This is a genomic window from Pseudomonas sp. B21-051 (assembly GCF_024748795.1).
Lineage (GTDB): Bacteria > Pseudomonadota > Gammaproteobacteria > Pseudomonadales > Pseudomonadaceae > Aquipseudomonas > Aquipseudomonas putida_A.
In genome coordinates this window covers 620070-640488 of the sequence record NZ_CP087166.1, presented here as the reverse complement: position 1 = coordinate 640488, position 20419 = coordinate 620070, and the positions used below count along the sequence as shown (strand labels likewise).

General features: G+C 61.0%; 14 protein-coding genes, 2 tRNA genes and 1 pseudogene. 5 read left to right on the top strand and 12 right to left on the bottom strand.

All coding sequences use genetic code 11. The annotated features are described in order from the left end of the window. The first annotated feature begins 2 nt into the window (after window positions 1-2). Window positions 3-830, top strand: coding sequence for an ammonia-dependent NAD(+) synthetase (gene nadE / locus LOY52_RS02775; RefSeq protein WP_201135935.1), 828 nt, complete (start codon window positions 3-5; stop codon window positions 828-830). Window positions 831-936: 106 nt separating this feature from the next. Here the strand turns inward: nadE and azu are convergent, their stop codons facing one another. Beyond that, window positions 937-1383 (bottom strand): azurin, encoded by a 447-nt coding sequence (azu, locus tag LOY52_RS02770; RefSeq protein ID WP_098966950.1) that lies wholly within the window; start codon window positions 1381-1383, stop codon window positions 937-939. Window positions 1384-1723: 340 nt separating this feature from the next. Between azu and LOY52_RS02765 the strand changes: the two genes are divergently transcribed. After that, a complete protein-coding gene (locus tag LOY52_RS02765; protein WP_258678110.1) occupies window positions 1724-2311 on the top strand; it encodes a TIGR00730 family Rossman fold protein in 588 nt (195 codons plus the stop codon). 68 nt (window positions 2312-2379) lie between these two features. Beyond that, the gene (locus LOY52_RS02760) at window positions 2380-2568 is read left to right on the top strand and encodes a hypothetical protein (RefSeq protein WP_258678108.1); all 189 of its coding nucleotides are present in this window, start codon (window positions 2380-2382) and stop codon (window positions 2566-2568) included. A gap of 153 nt (window positions 2569-2721) precedes the next feature. Here the strand turns inward: LOY52_RS02760 and LOY52_RS02755 are convergent, their stop codons facing one another. From LOY52_RS02755 to rnr, 11 genes and pseudogenes are all read right to left on the bottom strand, one after another. After that, a complete protein-coding gene (locus tag LOY52_RS02755; RefSeq protein WP_258678106.1) occupies window positions 2722-3612 on the bottom strand; it encodes a transglutaminase family protein in 891 nt (296 codons plus the stop codon). After that, window positions 3612-6098, bottom strand: a complete 2487-nt coding sequence (locus tag LOY52_RS02750; protein ID WP_258678105.1) for a circularly permuted type 2 ATP-grasp protein — start codon at window positions 6096-6098, stop codon at window positions 3612-3614. Before LOY52_RS02750 ends, LOY52_RS02755 begins: the two co-directional genes overlap by 1 nt. An 88-nt stretch (window positions 6099-6186) precedes the next feature. Beyond that, window positions 6187-9462 carry a DUF2126 domain-containing protein gene (locus LOY52_RS02745; RefSeq protein WP_258678104.1) on the bottom strand — a complete coding sequence of 1092 codons (3276 nt, stop codon included), beginning with the start codon at window positions 9460-9462 and terminating at the stop codon, window positions 6187-6189. Between the two features lie 296 nt (window positions 9463-9758). Further along, window positions 9759-12062: a YgiQ family radical SAM protein gene (locus LOY52_RS02740; protein WP_007967456.1), complete on the bottom strand. Its 2304-nt coding sequence runs from the start codon at window positions 12060-12062 to the stop codon at window positions 9759-9761. 203 nt (window positions 12063-12265) lie between these two features. Further along, entirely contained in the window at window positions 12266-13663 is a 1398-nt protein-coding gene (dnaB, locus tag LOY52_RS02735; RefSeq protein ID WP_003221138.1) for a replicative DNA helicase, read from the bottom strand. A gap of 120 nt (window positions 13664-13783) precedes the next feature. After that, entirely contained in the window at window positions 13784-14230 is a 447-nt protein-coding gene (gene rplI, locus LOY52_RS02730) for a 50S ribosomal protein L9 (RefSeq protein WP_003221136.1), read from the bottom strand. Between the two features lie 19 nt (window positions 14231-14249). Beyond that, on the bottom strand, window positions 14250-15143 hold the full coding sequence (locus LOY52_RS02725) for a hypothetical protein (RefSeq protein WP_115985406.1): 894 nt from the start codon (window positions 15141-15143) through the stop codon (window positions 14250-14252). Window positions 15144-15179: 36 nt separating this feature from the next. Next, window positions 15180-15410 carry a 30S ribosomal protein S18 gene (gene rpsR, locus LOY52_RS02720; RefSeq protein WP_002551829.1) on the bottom strand — a complete coding sequence of 77 codons (231 nt, stop codon included), beginning with the start codon at window positions 15408-15410 and terminating at the stop codon, window positions 15180-15182. A 28-nt stretch (window positions 15411-15438) separates the two neighbouring features. Beyond that, window positions 15439-15861: a 30S ribosomal protein S6 gene (gene rpsF / locus LOY52_RS02715; protein ID WP_025111846.1), complete on the bottom strand. Its 423-nt coding sequence runs from the start codon at window positions 15859-15861 to the stop codon at window positions 15439-15441. 295 nt (window positions 15862-16156) lie between these two features. Then, entirely contained in the window at window positions 16157-16921 is a 765-nt protein-coding gene (gene rlmB / locus LOY52_RS02710) for a 23S rRNA (guanosine(2251)-2'-O)-methyltransferase RlmB (RefSeq protein WP_003221131.1), read from the bottom strand. Then, window positions 16918-19555 (bottom strand): annotated as a pseudogene (gene rnr, locus LOY52_RS02705) (ribonuclease R). Before rnr ends, rlmB begins: the two are co-directional and overlap by 4 nt. Window positions 19556-19780: 225 nt before the next feature. Here rnr and LOY52_RS02700 point away from each other — a divergent pair. Beyond that, window positions 19781-19867 (top strand) — tRNA-Leu (locus LOY52_RS02700). 180 nt (window positions 19868-20047) lie between these two features. Beyond that, window positions 20048-20134 (top strand) — tRNA-Leu (locus LOY52_RS02695). Window positions 20135-20419: the final 285 nt, after the last annotated feature.

Below are 20419 nucleotides of genomic sequence, written 5' to 3'. Positions count from 1 at the left end.
TCATGCAAGCCGTACAGCGTGAGATTGCTGAACAGCTCAAGGTGCAACCGCCATTCGCCGGGCATCAGGCCCTCGAAGCGGAAGTCGCCCGACGCATCACCTTTATCCAGGATTGCCTGGTCAATTCCGGCCTCAAGACCCTGGTGTTGGGCATCAGCGGCGGCGTCGACTCGCTGACCGCCGGCCTCCTGGCCCAGCGCGCCATGCGTGAACTGCGCGAGCGCACCGGCGACAACGCCTACAAGTTCATTGCCGTGCGCCTGCCGTACGAAACCCAGTTCGATGAGCACGATGCGCAAGCGTCGGTGGATTTCATCGCCCCGGACGAACGCCACACCGTGAACATCGGCCCGGCGGTCAAATCACTGGCCAGTGAAGTCGCGGCGTTCGAAGGCAAACATGCGGTGTCGGTGGATTTCGTGCTCGGCAACACCAAGGCGCGGATGCGCATGGTCGCCCAGTACACCATCGCCGGCGCGGCGCACGGCCTGGTGATCGGCACCGACCACGCGGCGGAAGCGGTGATGGGCTTCTTCACCAAGTTCGGTGACGGTGCCTGCGACCTGGCCCCGCTCAGCGGTCTGGTGAAAAACCAGGTCCGGGCGATCGCCCGCAGCTTCGGCGCACCGGAATCGCTGGTGGAAAAAGTGCCGACGGCGGATCTGGAAGACCTGTCGCCGGGCAAACCGGACGAAGCCTCCCACGGCGTAACCTATGCCGAGATTGATGCCTTTCTGCACGGCGAGCCGGTGCGTCAGGAAGCGTTCGACATCATCGTCAGCACGTACAACAAGACCCATCACAAACGGGTCATGCCGTTCGCGCCATGATCAGCGACCGAATGAAAAAGCCCGCTGAGGAGCGATCCTCAGCGGGCTTTTCTTTGGCCAGTTCACCTGTCGATGCTCGCGAAGAACGATAACGCGGTGAACCTGCTTACTTCACAGCAATGGTGCCTTTCATCATCGAGATGTGGCCCGGGAAGGAGCAGAAGAAACCGTAGTCAGTGCCAGCGGTCAGCTTCGATACGTCGATGGTCAGCGTGTCTTTCTCGCCGGCGCCGATGATCTTGGTGTGGGCGATAACGCGCTCGTCGCCGTCTTTCAGGTAGTTCTTGTCGATGCCAGCGGCCAGGCCGTCGGTGGCAATCGGCTGCATATCAGCGGTTTTGCTGACCACCAGGTTATGGCCCATGACGTTCTTCGGCAGGCTGCCGGAGTGAGTCAGTTCGACGGTGAAGGTCTTGCAGCTCTTGTCGATCACGATCTCCTTGGTGTTGAAGGACATCTGGTCGGTGGAATCAACGGTGGTTTTGCACTCGGCAGCCATCAATTGGCTGCTGGCCAGCGCCAGCAGGGATACCGCAACAACTTTGGAAAACATGGTGAATCTCCAAGGCAGGGTTAACAAAAACACTAATGGTGGAAAGACTGCCTGAAATCTTCGCAAGTTCCTATGACTTGAGTCAAAAATTGTATACAACTTTCAGGCTATGACACTCATCGAAACAATCTACCGGCGATAATCTCGGGCCGGGCCTATGATCGGCGCATCTACTGAAACGGAGTACCGATCATGTTCTTTAACGGTCTGTTGTGCAGTTTGCTCGCCGCCTACGCCTGTGGCGCCAGCGGTACCTTTGAATCGCCAGAACGCGAAGCTTAGCCCTTGGATCAAGGCGTGCCAGCCATTACCCTGTGACGGATTGACCCAGGAGGAAGGCATGTCTCTCACATCCGTTTGTGTATTTTGCGGTGCCAACGCCGGCACTGATCCGGCTTACACCGAAGCCGCCCAAGCCCTTGGCCGGGCGCTCGCCGAGCGCCAGCTGACGCTGGTTTACGGCGGTGGTGCCGTGGGCCTGATGGGCCTGGTGGCGGACGCCGCACTGGCCGCTGGCGGCGAAGTGATCGGGATCATTCCGCAAAGCCTGATGGACAAAGAGATCGGTCACAAAAGCCTGACCCGTCTCGAAGTGGTCGATGGCATGCACGCGCGCAAGGCACGCATGGCCGAACTCAGCGATGCGTTCGTCGCATTGCCCGGCGGCCTCGGCACGCTGGAAGAGTTGTTCGAAGTCTGGACCTGGGGTCAGCTCGGTTACCACGGCAAGCCGCTCGGGCTGCTTGAGGTGAACGGTTTTTACAGCAAACTCACCGCTTTTCTTGACCATATCGTCGGCGAAGGCTTCGTTCGCGCCCCACACCGTGACATGCTGCAAGTCAGCGAATCAGCCCAAACGCTGCTCGACGCCCTGGATAACTGGAAGCCGACCGTCACGCCCAAGTGGGTCGACCAAAAACCCGGTTAACCGCCGGGCACCGATACAGGGCAGAATACGCGCCGCTCAACCTCACCTTCGACCCCAGAGGATCGCCCATGGCCAAACCCAATTACTCCTTCGCCAAACGTCAACGAGACCTGGAAAAGGAAAAGAAGAAAGAGGAAAAGCTTCAGCGCAAGAAACAGCAGGCTGAAGAAGCGGCACTGAACCCTGACGGGGAAGTGGCGACTGACGACGATGATGATGTTGTTGATGCACCGAAAGACCAGGCGCCTGACGCCTGAGCTGATTGCTGATTCGCTCCCTGCGGGAGCGATCTGTGGTGAGGGAGCTTGCTCCCGCTGGGTTGCGCAGCGACCCCAAATTGTTTTGCGACTGCTTCGCAGTCGAGCGGGAGCAAGCTCCCTCGCCACATTGGCTCCCCCAGTGAAATTTCCTTATTCCAATGGCATCACCGTGACCCGCACTTCCGGATCATGCGAACCGCCCCCCAGAATCACCCCCCGCAACGGGGACACATCGGAAAAATCCCGGCCCCACGCCAGGGTGATGTGCTCCAGCGCCGGCTGCACGTTGTTGGTCGGATCGAAATCCACCCAGCCCAATACCGGACAGAACACCGACACCCAGGCATGCGACGCGTCGGCACCGATCAGCCGTGGCTGCCCCGGTGGCGGCTGGGTCAGCAGATAGCCACTGATGTAGCGCGCTGCCAGCCCTCGCGAGCGCACGCAAGCGAGCATCAGATGCGCGAAGTCCTGACACACGCCGCGTCGGCGCTCCAGCACCTCGACCAGCGGCGTCGCCACTTGCGTCGCCTCGGCATCGAAGGTGAACTCGCTGAAAATCTTCTGCATCAACGCCTGCACGCCCAGCAACAAGGGCCTGCCCGGTGGAAAACAGCTTTCGGAAAATTCGACGAAGCTGCGTTTCAAATGCACGTAGGGTGACTGAAAGCGATAGCGACAAGCCTCCAGCATTTCAGCAGACAACGGCAGGCTGCTGTAGGTCAGCGCGTTGCGCGTCTGCTCCCACGCCGGGGACAGATCGAAATCCGCCTGCGGCCGCACCAGCACCTCAACCGTGAGCCGCGCGTTGACCTGCAATTCATCATGCGGGCGCTCAAAGGCCAGCCGGGTCAGCGGATTGCCGAACACGTCCAATTCATCCCGCCGCGTGGTCGGCTGCGGGCTGATCAGCAATTGCTGCTCTGTGCAGCGTTGCCATGTGCACTCACGCGGCCACAGGTGCGCCAATTGCTGTGCCAGGGAAACCGGGCTGTCGTAGTGGTAACAGGTGTCGTGGAAGATCTGGTAATGCGCGCTCATCAGACGGACACCGTGCGCTGGCTGACATCATCGACATGGGCAAAATGGCGCAGCGCCAGACGATCCGATACTTGCCCGCTGGCCTCGGCAATCTCTTGCAGCAGATCCGCCAGACCATCGAGCGCGGCACGCACGCTGTTCTCTCCGAACAGCGGGTTCTCCAGACAGCCCAGGTCGAACCGAGCCAGACGCTCGACCAACTGCGGCAACCCGGCCTCGCGAGGCACGCCGAAATCATCGTTCAAGCGTTTCAACGTGCGGGTCACCAGTTTCAACTGGAACAGCACCGCGTGCGGGTTCTGCTCATCCAGCAGCAACAGGTCGAGCACCGGAATCAACTGCGCCACCGCCAGATACCGCGAACGGTAGGTGATGCTGCTGTTGCCCAGCTCCAGCAGCCATTCCAGCCCGGCCTGATCGAAGGCCCCGGCGCCGCGCAGAAACGCCGCCAGACTGCTGCTGAGAAACTGCAACCGTTCGATGCGCCGGCCGATCATCAGAAAGCGCCAGCCTTCGTCGCGGGTCATGTCGTCGAGCGCGAAACCCGAGAGCGCCGCCAGCGACATCACCAGCCGGTTGAGGAAATCCAGCAACTCGCCGAAGTCTGGCTCTTCGGTGTCCAACTCCATTGCCTCGCGCTGCAACTCGACCAACGCCTGCCAGTTCTCCCGCGAGAGCTTGCCGCGCACCTGCGAGGCCGCCCACTGCAGGCGCTGCAGGTTGGAGCGCAGGCTGAACGACCAGTCCTCGCCGAGCAGCGCCGCCAGCAGCCGCTCCGGCAACTCGCCCTCCTCCGGCAGCAACATCAGCCGCTCGCCAAGCTCCACGGCGGCCTGCAAGGCTTGCGGATCATCACCATCGACATACCGCGCGAGCATGATCCGCAGCAGTCGCGCGCTGTCGTCGCAACGCTCGCAGTAACGGCCGAACCAGAACAGGTTCTCCACCACCCGCGAGGGCAGGTACGGGTCGCGGCGCACCAGATCGTGCACACCGACGTTGCGCTGGGTTTTCCATTGCTCGCCACTCGGCGCACGCTCGCCCAACACCCAAGTGTCCTTGCTCGCACCACCGCGCTGCATCGACACCACTTCGGCATCTGCCTCGGCGGCGACCCGGGTCAGTCCACCGGGCAATACGCGATAACCGTCACCACTGGCCACCGCGTATACGCGCATGCCGATCGCTCGCGGTTGCAGTTGGCCGTCCTCGGCTTGCCAGATCGGCGCCTGGGACAGCTGCGCCAACTCTTGCGCAACGTAGGCGTATGGCCGCGCCTGCATCCGCTCGGCGAGTGCCTGGCGCTGTTGTTCGCTCAGATCGCGGCCGAATACCGGGGCGAAGCTCTGCGAGGGGAATGCCGGTTTGATCAGCAGCTCCGGAAGCTTTTCCAGCGCTTGCGCAAGCACCGGCGCCTCGCCGCACCACCATGTAGCGATGGACGGCAACAGCAGTTCTTCGCCGAACAGGTACTGATTGATCTTCGGCAGAAATCCGAGCAATCCCGGTGACTCCAGCACACCGCTGCCCAAAGCATTGGCCACCAGCACCCGACCCTGACGCACCGCTTCCAGCAAGCCGGGCACACCGAGTGCCGAGTCGGTGCGCAGCTCCAGCGGATCGCAGAAGTCATCGTCGAGGCGGCGCATGATTGCGTGCACCCGGCGCAGACCACTGAGGGTTTTCAGGTACACCGTGGCATCGCGCACGGTGAGGTCGCCGCCCTCCACCAGCGGATATCCGAGCTGGCGTGCCAGATAAAGATGTTCGAAATAGCTTTCGTTGAAGCGCCCGGGCGTCAGCAGCACCACCAGCGGCGCGTCATCGGCACACGGCGCCTGACGCGCGAGGGTTTCCTGCAGGGTGCGGAAGAAGCCGGCCAGGTGCTGCACTTTCAGATCGCGGTACAACTCGGGAAACGCCCGCGACACGATCGTGCGATTTTCCAGCGCATACCCAGCGCCCGAGGGTGCCTGAGTACGATCCGCCGTGACCCACCAGCGCCCGTCCGGCGTACGCGCCAGGTCCACGGCGTACAGATGCAGAAAGGCATTTTCCGGTGGTGCGATGCCCTGACAGGGCCAGAGAAAATTGTTGTGGCCGAACACCAGCTCCGCCGGTAACAACCCTTCGCTGATCAGCCGCTGCGGGCCATACAGATCGGCCAGTACCGCGTTGAGCAGGCGTGCTCGCTGGGCAATCCCCGCCGACAGTTGCTGCCACTCATCAGCGGCGATCACATGCGGCTGCAGGTCCAGCTCCCACGGGCGGTCAGCGCCCTTGGGATCGGCATAGACGTTATAGGTCACGCCGTTTTCCTGAATCTGCCGGGCCAGCAATGCCTGCCGCTGCACCAGTTGCGCCGGGGTGCTGCGCTGCAATTGATCAAACAGCCGCCGCCAGTGCGGGCGCACTTCCCCGCTGTCATTCAGCAGTTCGTGATAAGTGCCCGCGGTCAGCGGGTAGCGGTCTAGCAGGTCAGGCATGGAAAGCTCGGCAGACAGCAGGGAACGGTCAGACTAACGCAGGCACATGACGTGCGGATATACGAAAAATCCGCATGTCGTGCAGGACTTAGAAACGTCGCAAATCGAGCGTCATCGGCAACTCGTCGGAGATAGTCAGGTTCGGTATCGGAAGTTTCCCCGGCGTGTGTCCGATGCGGAAAAACCGCGCCATGCGCCGGCTCTCAGCTTCGTTGGCATTGACCGGTAACGTCTCGTAATTGCGCCCGCCCGGGTGCGCCACGTGGTACTGGCAACCGCCCAGCGAACGCTGCATCCAGGTGTCGAGCAGGTCGAACACCAGCGGCGCGTGCACCGGGATGGTCGGTTGCAGGCAGTTGGCCGGTTGCCAGGCCCGAAAGCGCACGCCGGCGACGAACTCACCGATGCGCCCGGTCGGTTGCAGCGGCAGCGGAATGCCGTTGCAGGTCAGCAGATAGCGCTGCGGCGGCAGGCCGCTGAGCTTGATCTGCAAACGCTCCAGCGACGAATCGACATAACGCACCGTGCCGCCCGCCGTACCCTCCTCGCCCAGCACATGCCAAGGTTCCAGCGCCTGGCGCAGCTCCATCTCGATGCCGCTGACCGCGTAATCGCCGACCTTGGGAAAACGGAACTCCAGATGCGCAGCGAACCACTCGGCGCGCAATGGATAACCGGCGTTGTTCAGTTCAACAATGACGTCGGCGAAATCCTGCTCGATAAAGTGCGGCAGCATGAAACGGTCGTGCAGCTCGGTGCCCCAGCGCGCCAGTTTCGGCGGCGCATACGGCTCGCGCCAGAAGCGTGCGACCAGCGCGCGCAGCAACAACTGCTGAGCCAGGCTCATCCGCGCATGCGGCGGCATTTCGAAGGCGCGCAGCTCCAGCAGGCCAAGGCGCCCGGTAGCGCCATCCGGCGAATACAGTTTGTCGATGCAGAACTCGGCGCGGTGGGTGTTGCCGGTGACGTCGATCAGCAGATTGCGCAGCAGGCGATCCACCAGCCACGGCGCGCACGCTTCGCCCGGTTCAGGCATCTGCGCGAAGGCGATTTCCAGTTCGTACAAGGCGTCGTTGCGAGCTTCATCGACCCGCGGCGCCTGCGAGGTCGGGCCGATGAACAGACCGGAAAACAGGTAGGACAGTGACGGATGGTTGTGCCAGTAACTGATCAGACTCCGCAGCAGGTCCGGGCGGCGCAGGAATGGTGAGTCTGCCGGGGTCGCGCCACCGAGGACGAAATGGTTGCCGCCGCCGGTGCCGGTATGGCGCCCGTCGATCATGAATTTTTCGGTGGTCAGCCGCGTCTGTCGCGCCTGTTCATAGAGAAACTCGGTGCGTTCGACCAGTTCGTCCCAAGTCGCGGACGGCTGCACGTTGACCTCGATCACGCCCGGATCCGGGGTGATGCGAAAGTTGCTCAGGCGCGGATCACTCGGCGGCTCGTAACCTTCCAGCAGCACCGGGCAACGCAGCTCCTCGGCGGTGGCTTCGATGGCCGCCACCAGTTCCAGATAGTCTTCGACCCGCTCCAGCGGCGGCATGAACAGGTACAGACGCCCTTCGCGGGCCTCGGCGCAGAAGGCGGTGCGGGTCAGCCAGTCGGCGGACTCGTCGATTGTCGGCGCGCGTTCGGGGGCCGTGGCGGGTTCGGCATGACTGTTGAGCTGCGCGGTGTCCGGCAGCTCGGGAAAGTCCTGATTCGGATCGTTGGGATGAATGAACGGATACTCGGCGGCCTTCACCCACGGCTGCGAACCGAGTGGCAAGCGATAACCCAGCGGCGAATCCCCCGGCACCAGCCGGCAATGCTCGTCGCGCAGATACCAGCGCCCGCTCTGCCATTGATCACCCTTGGCGGTGCGGGCCAGCGGCAGCACTTGGCCGATCACTTTATCCAGGCCCTGAGCGAAGACCTTGCGCAGGCGTGCACGCTCCAGCGGTTCTTCAAGACGCGAGTCTTCGGCGCTGACGTTGCTCGGCAATGCGCCCTCACGCCAGAGGTAATAAAAATTGTCTTCGTAGGCCGGGAACACGAAACGTGCCGGCAGTTTCAGGCGTTCGGCAACACTCGCCAGAAAACGCCCGGCCAGCTCGCCATTGGCGCCGTAGTCTTGCTGCTCATCGGCGATCAGCGCGCTGTTGTGCCAGATTGGCACGCCGTCGCGGCGCCAATAGCAGTTGAGCGACCAGCGCGGCAATTGCTCGCCGGGGTACCACTTGCCCTGACCGAAATGCACCAGACCTTTCGACGCATAGTGCTGGCGCATGCGCTGGAACAGTTCGGCGGAGAGGCGGCGCTTGTCCGGGCCCAGCGCGGCGGTGTTCCACTCGGCGCCATCGGGGTCGTCGATGGAGACGAAGGTCGGCTCGCCGCCCATGGTCAGGCGCACATCACCTTCCAGCAGGTCGGCGTCGATCTGCCGGCCCAGCGCCTGAATCGCCAGCCACTGCTCATCGGTATAGGGCTTGGTCACCCTTGGCGCTTCCCAGATCCGCTCCACCGACATTTCGTGGCTGAACTGGCATTCGCACGGCTCGACCAGGCCACTGATCGGCGCGGCCGAAGACGGATCGGGACTGCAGGCCAACGGGATATGCCCTTCACCGGCGAACAGCCCGGACGTGGCATCCAGACCGATCCAGCCAGCGCCGGGCAAGTACACCTCGCACCAGGCATGCAGGTCGGTGAAATCCACCTCGGTGCCGGACGGGCCGTCGAGGCTCTTCACGTCGGCGGTCAGTTGAATCAGATAACCGGAAACGAACCGCGCGGCCAGCCCGAGGTTGCGCAGCAGTTGCACCAGCAGCCACGCCGAGTCGCGGCAGGAGCCGGACGCATGTTCGAGGGTATGTTCCGGGGTCTGCACGCCCGGTTCCATGCGGATCAGGTAACGGATGTCTTCGCTGAGGCGCTGATTGAGCATCACCAGGAAATCCACGGCGGGCAGTGGCGTGCGGTCGATCCCGTCCAGATAGGCTTTGAATGCCGGGGTCAGCGGCAAGGTTTCGAGGTACGGCGCCAGCTCCTTGCGCTCATCGGCCGCGTAGGTGAAGGGGATTTTCTCGGCGTAGGGTTCGAGGAAGAAGTCGAACGGGTTGAACACCGCCATCTCGGCCAGCAGATCGACCTCGATGCGCAACTCATCGGTTTTCTCGGGGAACACTAGCCGCGCGAGGTAGTTGCCCTGCGGGTCTTGCTGCCAGTTGATGAAATGCTGCTCGGGCGAGACCTTCAGCGCATACGAAAGAATCCGCGTGCGGCTGTGGGCGGCCGGACGCAGGCGTACGATCTGCGGGCCGAGTTCGACAGCGCGGTCGTAGCGGTAATGCGTGACGTGATGCAATGCGACATGAATCGACACGGCGTGCCTCCTGCGAGCCTAAGCGTATTCGAAAGCGCGCAAGACTTATGCCATGCAGGGGCTTGGGCGCTTTCCCGGAATGCTCAGGGCAGTACAGCACCAAAATCGGGCGATGCGGGGAAATGGTTCGAGGAAGTTGCGCCTAAATGTGGCGAAGATCAAAAGATCGCAGCCTTCGGCAGCTCCTACAGGGAAACGCACGAACCTCTGTAGGAGCTGCCGAAGGCTGCGATCTTTTGATCTTGAAAAAAAAACGCCAACCCGAAGGTTGGCGTTCTGTTGAAACAAAAAGCGACTTAGCGCGGAACGACCGGCTTGCGAGCCGGTTTCGGCCCCTTGCCCTTGGCCGCTTCCTTGCGCTCCTTGGCCGCCTGCTGGTTGCGGGCGAATGCCGCAGCCTTGGCCTGTTCACGCTTGTCCCAAGGATTGCCACCGTCGCTGGCACGCGGGGGCAGGCCGTTGTGCTGGGTGAGAATCTTGGTGGTCTTCTCTTTCGCGACCTTGTGGCTGCCGGCCGGCGTCGAGTTCTTGCGACGGGCGCTCTGGTAGCTGTCGGTGGCAGGTTGGTGCAGCGGAATCAACTGATCCTTGCCCGGACCGATCAGATCACCACGGCCCATGCGGATCAACGCTTCACGCAGCATCGGCCAGCCTTTCGGGTCGTGATAACGCAAGAACGCCTTGTGCAGACGACGCTGCTCTTCGCTCTTGACGATGGTCACACCGTCGCTCTTGTAGGTGACCTTGCGTAGCGGGTTCTTGCCCGAGTGGTACATCGCGGTGGCGGTGGCCATCGGCGACGGGTAGAACGCCTGCACCTGGTCGGCACGGAAGCCGTTGCCCTTGAGCCACAGCGCCAGGTTCATCATGTCTTCGTCGGTGGTGCCCGGGTGCGCGGCGATGAAGTACGGGATCAGGTACTGCTCTTTGCCTGCTTCCTTGGTGTACTTCTCGAACATGCGCTTGAACTTGTCATAGCTGCCAATGCCCGGTTTCATCATCTGGTTGAGCGGACCTTCCTCGGTGTGTTCCGGGGCGATCTTCAGGTAACCGCCGACGTGGTGGGTCACCAGCTCTTTGACGTACTCCGGCGATTCGACCGCGAGGTCGTAACGCAGGCCGGAGGCGATCAGGATCTTCTTCACACCCGGCAAGGCGCGGGCGCTGCGGTACAGCTGAATCAGCGACGAGTGGTCGGTGTTCAGGTTCGGGCAGATGCCCGGGAACACGCAGGACGGCTTGCGGCACGCGGATTCGATTTCCGGGCTCTTGCAGGCGATGCGGTACATGTTCGCGGTCGGACCGCCGAGGTCGGAGATGACGCCGGTGAAGCCTGGAACCTTGTCGCGGATCTCTTCGATTTCGCGAATGATCGACTCTTCGGAACGGTTCTGGATGATCCGGCCTTCGTGCTCGGTGATCGAGCAGAAGGTGCAGCCGCCGAAGCAGCCACGCATGATGTTCACCGAGAAACGGATCATGTCGTAAGCAGGGATTTTTTCCTTGCCGTACGCCGGGTGCGGAACCCGTGCGTAAGGCATGCCGAACACGTAGTCCATTTCTTCAGTGGTCATCGGAATCGGCGGCGGGTTGAACCAGACGTCGATCTCGCCATGTTTCTGCACCAGCGCGCGGGCGTTGCCCGGGTTGGTTTCCAGGTGCAACACGCGGTTGGCGTGGGCGTACAGGACCGGGTCGTTACGCACCTTTTCCATCGACGGCAGGCGGATTACGGTCTTGTCGCGGGTCATGCGCGGACTGGCCAGGATCTGTACGACCTTGGCTTCCTCGGGATCATCCACCGGGCCCTTCTCTTGCTCGATGGCGCAGGCCTGGGTGTCCTGGGTGTTGACGTACGGGTTGATGATCTTGTCGACCTTGCCCGGACGGTCGATGCGCGTGGAATCGACTTCGTACCAGCCCTGCGGCGTGTCACGACGGATGAACGCGGTGCCGCGCACGTCGGTGATGTCTTCGATCTTGTGCCCGTAGGACAGACGCTGGGCCACTTCGACGATGGCGCGCTCGGCGTTGCCGTACAGCAGAATGTCGGCGCTGGCGTCGATCAGGATCGAGTTGCGCACGCGGTCCTGCCAGTAGTCGTAGTGGGCGATGCGGCGCAGGGAAGCTTCGATGCCGCCGAGGACGATCGGCACATGCTTGTAGGCTTCCTTGCAGCGCTGGCTGTAGACCAGGCTCGCGCGATCCGGACGCTTGCCCGCCATGCCACCCGGGGTGTAGGCGTCGTCGGAACGGATTTTCTTGTCCGCGGTGTAGCGGTTGATCATCGAGTCCATGTTGCCGGCCGCGACGCCGAAGAACAGGTTCGGCTCGCCGAGCTTCATGAAGTCATCTTTGGACTGCCAGTTCGGCTGGGCGATGATCCCGACGCGGAAGCCTTGGGACTCCAGCAGCCGGCCGATGATCGCCATGCCGAACGACGGGTGATCGACGTAGGCATCACCGGTGACGATGATGATGTCGCAGGAATCCCAGCCGAGCTGATCCATCTCCTCCCTGCTCATTGGCAGGAATGGCGCTGGCCCGAAACATTCGGCCCAGTACTTTGGATAGTCAAATAACGGCTTGGCTGCTTGCATGTCGATAACCGGTGTTGGCTTTCATTGAATTTCGCGGGCGCGGAATATAGCACAAATTTTGACCAATTCCGACGGCTGTGGTCGGAAATTGTGCTTTAACTGTGGCGAGGGAGCTTGCTCCCGATCGGCTGCGCAGCAGTCGAATTCTGGCGGCTGCTGCGCAACCCGGCGGGAGCAAGCGCCCTCGCCACAAGTGCTCGACGTTACTCGTCGTCGTCGAAGTTGTAACTGCCCGGCGCGAGGTTTTCGAAGCGGGTGTACTTACCGATAAAGGCCAGGCGGATAAAGCCGATCGGGCCGTTCCGCTGCTTGCCGATGATGATTTCGGCGATGCCCTTGTGCTCGGTTTCCGGGTGATACACCTCGTCCCGGTACACGAACATGATGACGTCGGCGTCCTGCTCGATCGCTCCGGACTCCCGCAAGTCGGAGTTCACCGGACGCTTGTTGGGACGTTGCTCCAGGGAGCGGTTGAGCTGCGACAGCGCCACCACCGGGCAGTTGAATTCCTTGGCCAGGGCTTTCAGGGATCGCGAGATCTCGGAAATCTCGTTGGTCCGGTTGTCACCGCTGGAACCCGGAATCTGCATCAACTGCAGGTAGTCGATCATGATCAGGCCGATGTCGCCGTGCTCGCGCACCAGGCGCCGGGTCCGCGCACGCATTTCCGACGGGCTGATGCCGGCGGTATCGTCGATGAACAGCTTGCGATCGTTGAGCAGGTTGACCGCCGAGGTCAGGCGCGGCCAGTCGTCGTCTTCGAGCTGACCGGAACGCACCTTGGTCTGGTCGATACGACCGAGGGACGAGAGCATACGCATGATCAGCGATTCACCTGGCATCTCGAGGGAGTACACCAGCACCGCCTTGTCGCTGCGCAGTACGGCGTTTTCCACCAGGTTCATCGCGAAGGTGGTTTTACCCATCGACGGACGGCCGGCGACGATGATCAGGTCGGACGGCTGGAGGCCACTGGTCTTCTCATCGAGGTCGGTATAGCCAGTGGACAGACCGGTGATTGCGTCGGCGGTGTTGAACAGGGTGTCGATGCGATCGATGGCCTTGGTCAACAGTTCGTTGACCCCCACCGGGCCGCCGGTCTTCGGCCGCGCCTCGGCGATCTGGAAGATCTGCCGCTCGGCTTCGTCGAGGATCTCTTCGGCTGTACGGCCTTCAGGGTTGAAGGCGGCGTCGGCAATTTCGGTGCTGATACCGATCAACTGACGCAACGTCGCCCGCTGGCGAACGATCTGCGCATAGGCCTTGATGTTGGCGACGGACGGCGTATTTTTCGCCAGCTCGCCGAGGTAACCGAGGCCGCCGACCTGAGATGTCTGACCTTCCTTGTCCAGTTGCTCGGCAAGGGTCACGACGTCGATCGGCATGTTCTGATCGGCCAGTTTGGCGATCGCACGGAAGATCAGACGGTGGTCATGTCGGTAGAAATCGCCGTCGGAGACTTGATCGAGCACGCGTTCCCAGGCGTTGTTGTCCAGCATCAGACCACCGAGTACGGCCTGTTCGGCCTCGATGGAATGCGGCGGCACCTTCAGGGCAGCGGTTTGCAGATCGTATTGCTCGGGAGCGGTGATTTCGTTCATGGCCACTTGGAGTCAGGTTTGAAAACGGGATTACCAGAAAGACAAAGGGCACGACCTGTAAACAGGATCGTGCCCGATGTTACCGGCAAGCACCCGAGGGTGCCAGCCGACAAGTATTGCTTAAGCTGCTACCACGACAACGCGTACGGTGGCTTCAACTTCGGCGTGCAGGTGCACAGCCACGTCGAATTCACCCACGTTGCGGATGGTGCCGTTCGGCAGACGAACTTCGCTCTTCTGCACTTCAACGCCGGAGGCGGTCAGTGCGTCAGCGATGTCGTGAGTACCGATCGAACCGAACAGCTTGCCTTCGTCGCCAGCGGTGGCAGTGATGGTCACTTCCAGCTCGGCCAGTTGGGCAGCACGGCTTTCAGCCGATGCTTTACGGTCTGCGGCAGCTTTTTCCAGCTCGGCACGACGCTCTTCGAACGCAGCCAGGTTGGCAGCGGTCGCAGCGGTAGCCTTGCCGAAAGGCAGCAGGTAGTTACGGCCGTAACCGGCCTTAACGTTTACTTTGTCGCCCAGGTTGCCCAGGTTGGCGATTTTTTCCAGAAGGATCAGTTGCATGTGGAAATCCTCTTAACTTTTAACCTTCACCGTTCGCGTTATCGGTGTCTTTCGACACGTGACGACCGCGAAAATCAATCAGGCTGTCGACAATGGCCAGAACCACGAGCAACGGATAGATCAGCTGCATGAACAACAGCAGCGTGACGTACAACCCCACCAGCCAGAAACCGGCCAGTCGCTTCTGCCCGACCAGCCCGTGAATCAGGGCCAGTCCGGCGAACACCAGCGGTACACTGCACAACGGCGTCAACATGGCCATCTGTGCACCGAGATTCGGGCCCAGAAGCATCAACGCCAGCAGCAACATCGCCGGCCCCAGCGGGATCCGGATGGCGCGAAACTCGCGACCAAAACCACCCGGGTTGTACAACAACGCCTGCCAATGCCGCCCGACAATCAGGCTCAGCACGCTGACGATCTGCAACAAAGCCGCAATCAGTCCGGTCAGGACTGGTGCAATCAGGGACGCGAAACGCGCTTGCTCATCGACCGACAATTGCTTGTAGGTTTCACCAAGAAGCGCCGGCATGACCTTTATCAAGGCCTGCGCGAGCATCTCGATCTGGGCCGCAAACGCTGCCCCGAGCACCACTGAAAACACCACTCCAATCACTACGCTGACCAGCAGCGTGCGAACCCAGGACTCGCTTGCGCGCAACACCAACGCAAGCCCCGAAGACCCCAGCAGCACCAGAAGTGCCCGTGGATCATCGGCATACAGCCACCAGACCAAAGCCGGCAGCAGCCCCAGAGACAGAACACCCAGGGCGTCCGTCAGTCCGCGCCGCAGAAGCACCAGGCTCCCGGCAGCAGCACCCAACCAATACAACAACGGCAATGTTGCACATCCGGCCACCACGAGAGTGGCCTGCATACGGCCTCGCATGATGAACTCAGCTAAGGCACGCATGCATTCAATCCTTTGCTACTTATCGACTGCCCGGTCTCAGCGGCCGTGGCTGTCGGTGTAGGCCAGCAGGGCCAGGAAGCGGGCGCGCTTGATAGCGGTGGCCAGCTGACGCTGATAACGAGCTTTGGTACCGGTGATGCGGCTTGGAACGATTTTGCCGGTCTCGGATACGTAGGCTTTCAGAGTGTTGAGATCTTTGTAATCGATCTCTTTCACGTCTTCAGCGGTGAAGCGGCAGAATTTACGACGACGGAAGAAACGTGCCATTTGATAGGCTCCTTAAAAGGTCCGTGGATTACTCGTCAGCGTTATCGCTGTTGTCGCTGTCATCACTATCAACGCTATCAGCGCCTTCGTGCTCAGGACGGTCGCGACGCTCACGGCGCTCACTGCGGTTTTCTTCAGCCTTGAGCATCTCGGACTGGCCGGTAACGGCTTCGTCGCGACGGATGACCAGGTTACGGATCACTGCATCGTTGTAGCGGAAGTTGTCTTCCAGCTCGGCCAGGGCCTTGCCAGTGCACTCAACGTTCAGCATCACGTAGTGAGCCTTGTGAACATTGTTGATTGCGTAGGCCAGTTGACGACGGCCCCAGTCTTCCAGACGGTGGATTTTGCCGCCGTCTTCTTCGATCAGCTTGGTGTAACGCTCAACCATGCCGCCGACTTGCTCGCTCTGGTCAGGGTGGACCAGAAAGATGATTTCGTAATGACGCATGAATGCTCCTTACGGGTTGTAGCCTGCCGCTCAAAAACGGTCAGACAAGGAGTGAATGACACTTATGGACTTGCTGGCGCGGGGCACATGCGTGCCTGCCGTCACAGCAAGGGGCGCAATTGTAGAGAAGGGACTGCGCAGGCGCAAGGCAATTGGTGATTATTTGAACAACCACCGGGAGACACCTGTAGGAGCTGCCGAAGGCTGCGATCTTTTGACTTTGATTTTTCAAAACAAGATCAAAAGATCGCAGCCTCGTTTCACTCGACAGCTCCTACAGGTCACACAAAGATCTTTATTTCTTGGCGGCTGCCTTGGCCTTGGCGCCGCGTTGACGCTGGGCTTCGAACAGGCACACACCGGTTGCCACGGACACGTTGAGGCTGCTGACACTGCCGGCCATTGGCAGGTTCACCAGATAGTCACAGTGCTCGCGGGTCAGGCGGCGCATGCCCTTGCCTTCGGCACCCATGATCAGGATTGTCGGGCCGGTCAGGTCCTGGTCATAAATGCTGACCTCGGCCTCACCCGCCGTGCCGACAACCCACAGACCGCGCTGCTGGAGCTTTTCCAGAGTGCGCGCCAGGTTGGTCACCGCCACCAGCGGAATCACTTCCGCCGCGCCGCAGGCCACTTTACGCACCACCGGCGTCAGGGTTGCCGACTTGTCCTTGGGCACGATCACCGCCAGCGCGCCGGCAGCATCCGCCGAACGCAGGCAGGCGCCGAGGTTGTGCGGGTCGGTCACTCCGTCGAGCACCAGCAACAGCGGTGCGCCTTCGGTACGGTCGAGCAGCTCGTCGAGCATCGCCTCGCCCCAGACCTGGCTCGGACTGACGTCCGCGACCACGCCCTGGTGTACGCCTTCAACCCAGGCGTCCATTTCGCGGCGCTCGGCCTGACCGATCTGCACACGATTTTCGTTGGCCAGTTCGATCAGGGTCTGCACGCGCGGATCGTTGCGGCTTTCGGCCAGCCAGATCTGCTTGACGCGTTTCGGGTGGTGACGCAGCAACGCTTCTACCGCGTGAACGCCGTAGATTTTTTCCAACTGACTCATGACTTCGCCTTCGGTTTACGCGACCCGCCACTTTTGGCGGGAGCCGAACCCGCTTTCGGCGGGCCTTTACGGTGTTTGCTCGGTTTGGCTGGCTTGCCGCCGACGGCCTTCTCAGGCGCCGACCGTCCGGTCTTTCCCCCAGACGCCGCTTTACCACCGCTTTTGGCTTCGGCCAGCAAGGCCTTCTTCAATTCACGGCTTTTGCGCAGCTCGGCGTTTTTTCGCCACGGCATCGCTTGGGCGATAGGCCTCGACCGCTTTTTTCCTTGGCTGGACGACGGCTGGCGGTTTTCGCCGGAGCCTTGTCTTCCACAGCCTTGCTCGCAGGTGCTGCGGTATCGGCGCCACGTTTCTTGCGACCGATCGGCGCGCTGATGGTTTTCTCGGCCATCTCGAAGTCGATCTTGCGCTCGTCGAGGTCGACGCGCATCACGCGCACTTCAACGGTATCGCCGAGACGGAAGCTGCGACCGGTGCGCTCGCCCGCCAGGCGGTGATGCACAGGGTCGAAGTGGTAGTAATCGCCTGGCAGCGCGGTGACGTGCACCAGGCCTTCGACGTAGATATCGGTCAGCTCGACGAACAGACCAAAAACCGGTCACGGCGGTGATCACACCCGGGAAACGATTCGCCGACGCGATCCTTCATGAACTCGCACTTGAGCCAGTTTCACTACGTCGCGGGTGGCTTCGTCAGCACGGCGCTCGCTCATCGAGCACTGCTCGCCGAGTTGCTCCAGCGCCGCTTTCGTCGTACGGATAGATGCGCGCCTTCGGAATGGTCATCGCCCCGGCACGACGAACGTGCGGAGTGTCCTGTTTCGAATGGATCACGCTGCGGATGGCGCGGTGCGTGAGCAGGTCCGGGTAACGACGGATCGGCGACGTGAAGTGGGTATAGGCTTCGTAATTCAGGCCGAAGTGGCCTTCGTTCTGGGCGCTGTACACCGCCTGGCTCAGGGAGCGCAGCATCACGGTCTGGATCAGATGGAAATCCGGACGGTCCTTGATGCTCGCCAACAGGGCCTGATAGTCCTTCGGCGACGGGCCGTCCTTGCCTTTGTGCAGGGACAGGCCGAGCTCGCCGAGGAAGGCGCGCAGCTTTTCCAGACGCTCCGGTGGCGGGCCGTCGTGGACACGGTACAGCGCGGGGATTTCGTGCTTCTTGAGGAATTCGGCGGTGGCCACGTTTGGCCGCCAGCATGCATTCCTCGATCAGCTTGTGCGCATCGTTGCGGGTGGTCGGACGGATTTCGGCAATCTTGCGCTCGGAACCGAAGATGATCCGGGTTTCCTGGGTTTCGAAATCGATCGCGCCACGCACGTGACGGGCAGCCAGCAACACTTTGTACAGCGCATAGAGCTGCTTGAGGTGCGGCACCACATCGGTGTACTCGCCGCGAAGCTTGCGCGCTTCGGTGGCTTTCGGGGTTTCCAGCATCGCGCTGACCTTGTTGTAGGTCAGACGGGCGTGGGAGTGGATCACCGCTTCATAGAAGCAGTAGTCGGTCATTTCGCCGGACTTGGAGATGGTCATCTCGCAAACCATGGCCAGACGATCGACGTGCGGGTTCAGCGAGCACAGGCCGTTGGACAGCTGCTCAGGCAACATCGGCACCACGCGCTCGGGGAAATACACCGAGTTGCCGCGCACCTGGGCTTCGTTGTCCAGCGCCGAACCGATCTTCACGTAGCTGGAGACGTCGGCAATCGCCACGTACAACTTCCAGCCGCCGGAGAACAGGCGCAACTTGCCCGGCTTGGCTTCGCAGTAAACTGCGTCGTCGAAGTCGCGGGCATCTTCGCCGTCGATGGTGACGAACGGCAGATGGCGCAGGTCGACACGCTTCTCTTTGTCTTTCTCTTCGACTTCCGGCTTGAGCTTGGCGGCTTCTTTGAGCACCGCTTCAGGCCAGACATGCGGAATGTCGTAGGTACGCAGCGCGACATCGATTTCCATGCCCGGCGCCATGTAGTTGCCGACCACTTCGACCACATCGCCTTGCGGCTGGAAGCGCGGCGTCGGCCAGTGGGTGATCTTCACCTCGACGAACTGACCGATCTGCGCGTTGGCATTACGGCCTGGCGTAACCAGCACTTCCTGCTGGATCTTCGGGTTGTCGGCAACGACGAAACCGATACCGCCCTCTTCGAAGTAGCGACCAACGATGGTTTCGTGGGCACGGGACACCACTTCGACGATCACGCCTTCACGGCGGCCACGACGGTCGAGACCGGACACCCGCGCCAGAGCACGGTCGCCATCGAACACCAGACGCATCTGCGCCGGGCTCATGAACAGGTCATCGCTGCCGTCGTCCGGCACCAGGAAGCCGAAACCGTCACGGTGACCGCTGATGCGGCCCAGGATCAGGTCGAGCTTGTCCACTGGCGCATAGGTGCCCCGGCGGGTGTAGATCAATTGAGCGTCGCGCTCCATGGCGCGCAGGCGGCGGCGCAGGGCTTCGATCTGGTCTTCTGTGGTCAGACCAAACTCTTCGACCAGTTGCTCGCGGGCAGCAGGCGAACCCCGATCGGCGAGATGCGCCAGGATCAGTTCGCGGCTGGGAATAGGGTTTTCATATTTTTCCGCTTCACGAGCGGCCTCGGGATCGAGGGACTGCCAATCGGCCATTAGAGAGTTTTCACCTTGTCTATATGCGGGTTAGTTTGGCATAGGCGCCATCAAACGGGAAATTTCCGACTATATAAGGCCCTTCTGGAGCCTTGTATCGACGCCTGAAAGCCCTTTTGAACACCGCCGGTAAAAAAATTCATTTTTTTTGCTGACAGGGGTTTACAGTTAAAAAGGCGCTCCGTATAGTGCGCGCCATCGACGACGTACACACGTTGACGAGATGCCCAGGTGGTGAAATTGGTAGACACGCCAGCTTCAGGTGCTGGTGACCTTACGGTCGTGGAAGTTCGAGTCTTCTCCTGGGCACCAATTTCGAGTTTGAGACTAGATCAGTTTCAAGACTCACACAAAACCCGCGAAAGCGGGTTTTTTGCATTCTAAGGAACGGGTTTGTTAAAACTGATTAATTAAAATTAAATCAGGGGTTTACAGATCAAAAAGCGCTCCGTATAGTGCGCCACATCAACAGCGGCAACGCTCGCGATGAATGCCCAGATGGTGAAATTGGTAGACACGCCAGCTTCAGGTGCTGGTGACCTTACGGTCGTGGAAGTTCGAGTCTTCTTCTGGGCACCAATTCAAACTCAAGGTTACGACGTTGAGTTTCCCGAAAACCCGCGAAAGCGGGTTTTTTCGTTTCTGGCTTCCAGAAATCCTGAACGCCTCACTCGACATTCGATTGCCCTTGTGTAGGAGCTGCCGAAGGCTGCGATCTTTGCTTTTGTTTTAAAAGACAGGATCAAAAGATCGCAGCCTGCGGCAGCTCCTACAAAAGTGCTGCAACTCGCCGTAACAGAGCTGGCGGCGTCCCGCAAGGCGCACTTGAGAAACAATATCGTTTATCATTGTTGCAAGTTTTTG

Coding starts and splice junctions, on each gene's coding strand:
- nadE (WP_201135935.1), top strand. CDS start 3: ATGCAAGCCGTACAGCGTGAGATTGCTGAACAGCTCAAGGTGCAACCG.
- azu (WP_098966950.1), bottom strand. CDS start 1,383: ATGTTTTCCAAAGTTGTTGCGGTATCCCTGCTGGCGCTGGCCAGCAGC.
- LOY52_RS02765 (WP_258678110.1), top strand. CDS start 1,724: ATGTCTCTCACATCCGTTTGTGTATTTTGCGGTGCCAACGCCGGCACT.
- LOY52_RS02760 (WP_258678108.1), top strand. CDS start 2,380: ATGGCCAAACCCAATTACTCCTTCGCCAAACGTCAACGAGACCTGGAA.
- LOY52_RS02755 (WP_258678106.1), bottom strand. CDS start 3,612: ATGAGCGCGCATTACCAGATCTTCCACGACACCTGTTACCACTACGAC.
- LOY52_RS02750 (WP_258678105.1), bottom strand. CDS start 6,098: ATGCCTGACCTGCTAGACCGCTACCCGCTGACCGCGGGCACTTATCAC.
- LOY52_RS02740 (WP_007967456.1), bottom strand. CDS start 12,062: ATGCAAGCAGCCAAGCCGTTATTTGACTATCCAAAGTACTGGGCCGAA.
- dnaB (WP_003221138.1), bottom strand. CDS start 13,663: ATGAACGAAATCACCGCTCCCGAGCAATACGATCTGCAAACCGCTGCC.
- rplI (WP_003221136.1), bottom strand. CDS start 14,230: ATGCAACTGATCCTTCTGGAAAAAATCGCCAACCTGGGCAACCTGGGC.
- LOY52_RS02725 (WP_115985406.1), bottom strand. CDS start 15,143: ATGCGTGCCTTAGCTGAGTTCATCATGCGAGGCCGTATGCAGGCCACT.
- rpsR (WP_002551829.1), bottom strand. CDS start 15,410: ATGGCACGTTTCTTCCGTCGTCGTAAATTCTGCCGCTTCACCGCTGAA.
- rpsF (WP_025111846.1), bottom strand. CDS start 15,861: ATGCGTCATTACGAAATCATCTTTCTGGTCCACCCTGACCAGAGCGAG.
- rlmB (WP_003221131.1), bottom strand. CDS start 16,921: ATGAGTCAGTTGGAAAAAATCTACGGCGTTCACGCGGTAGAAGCGTTG.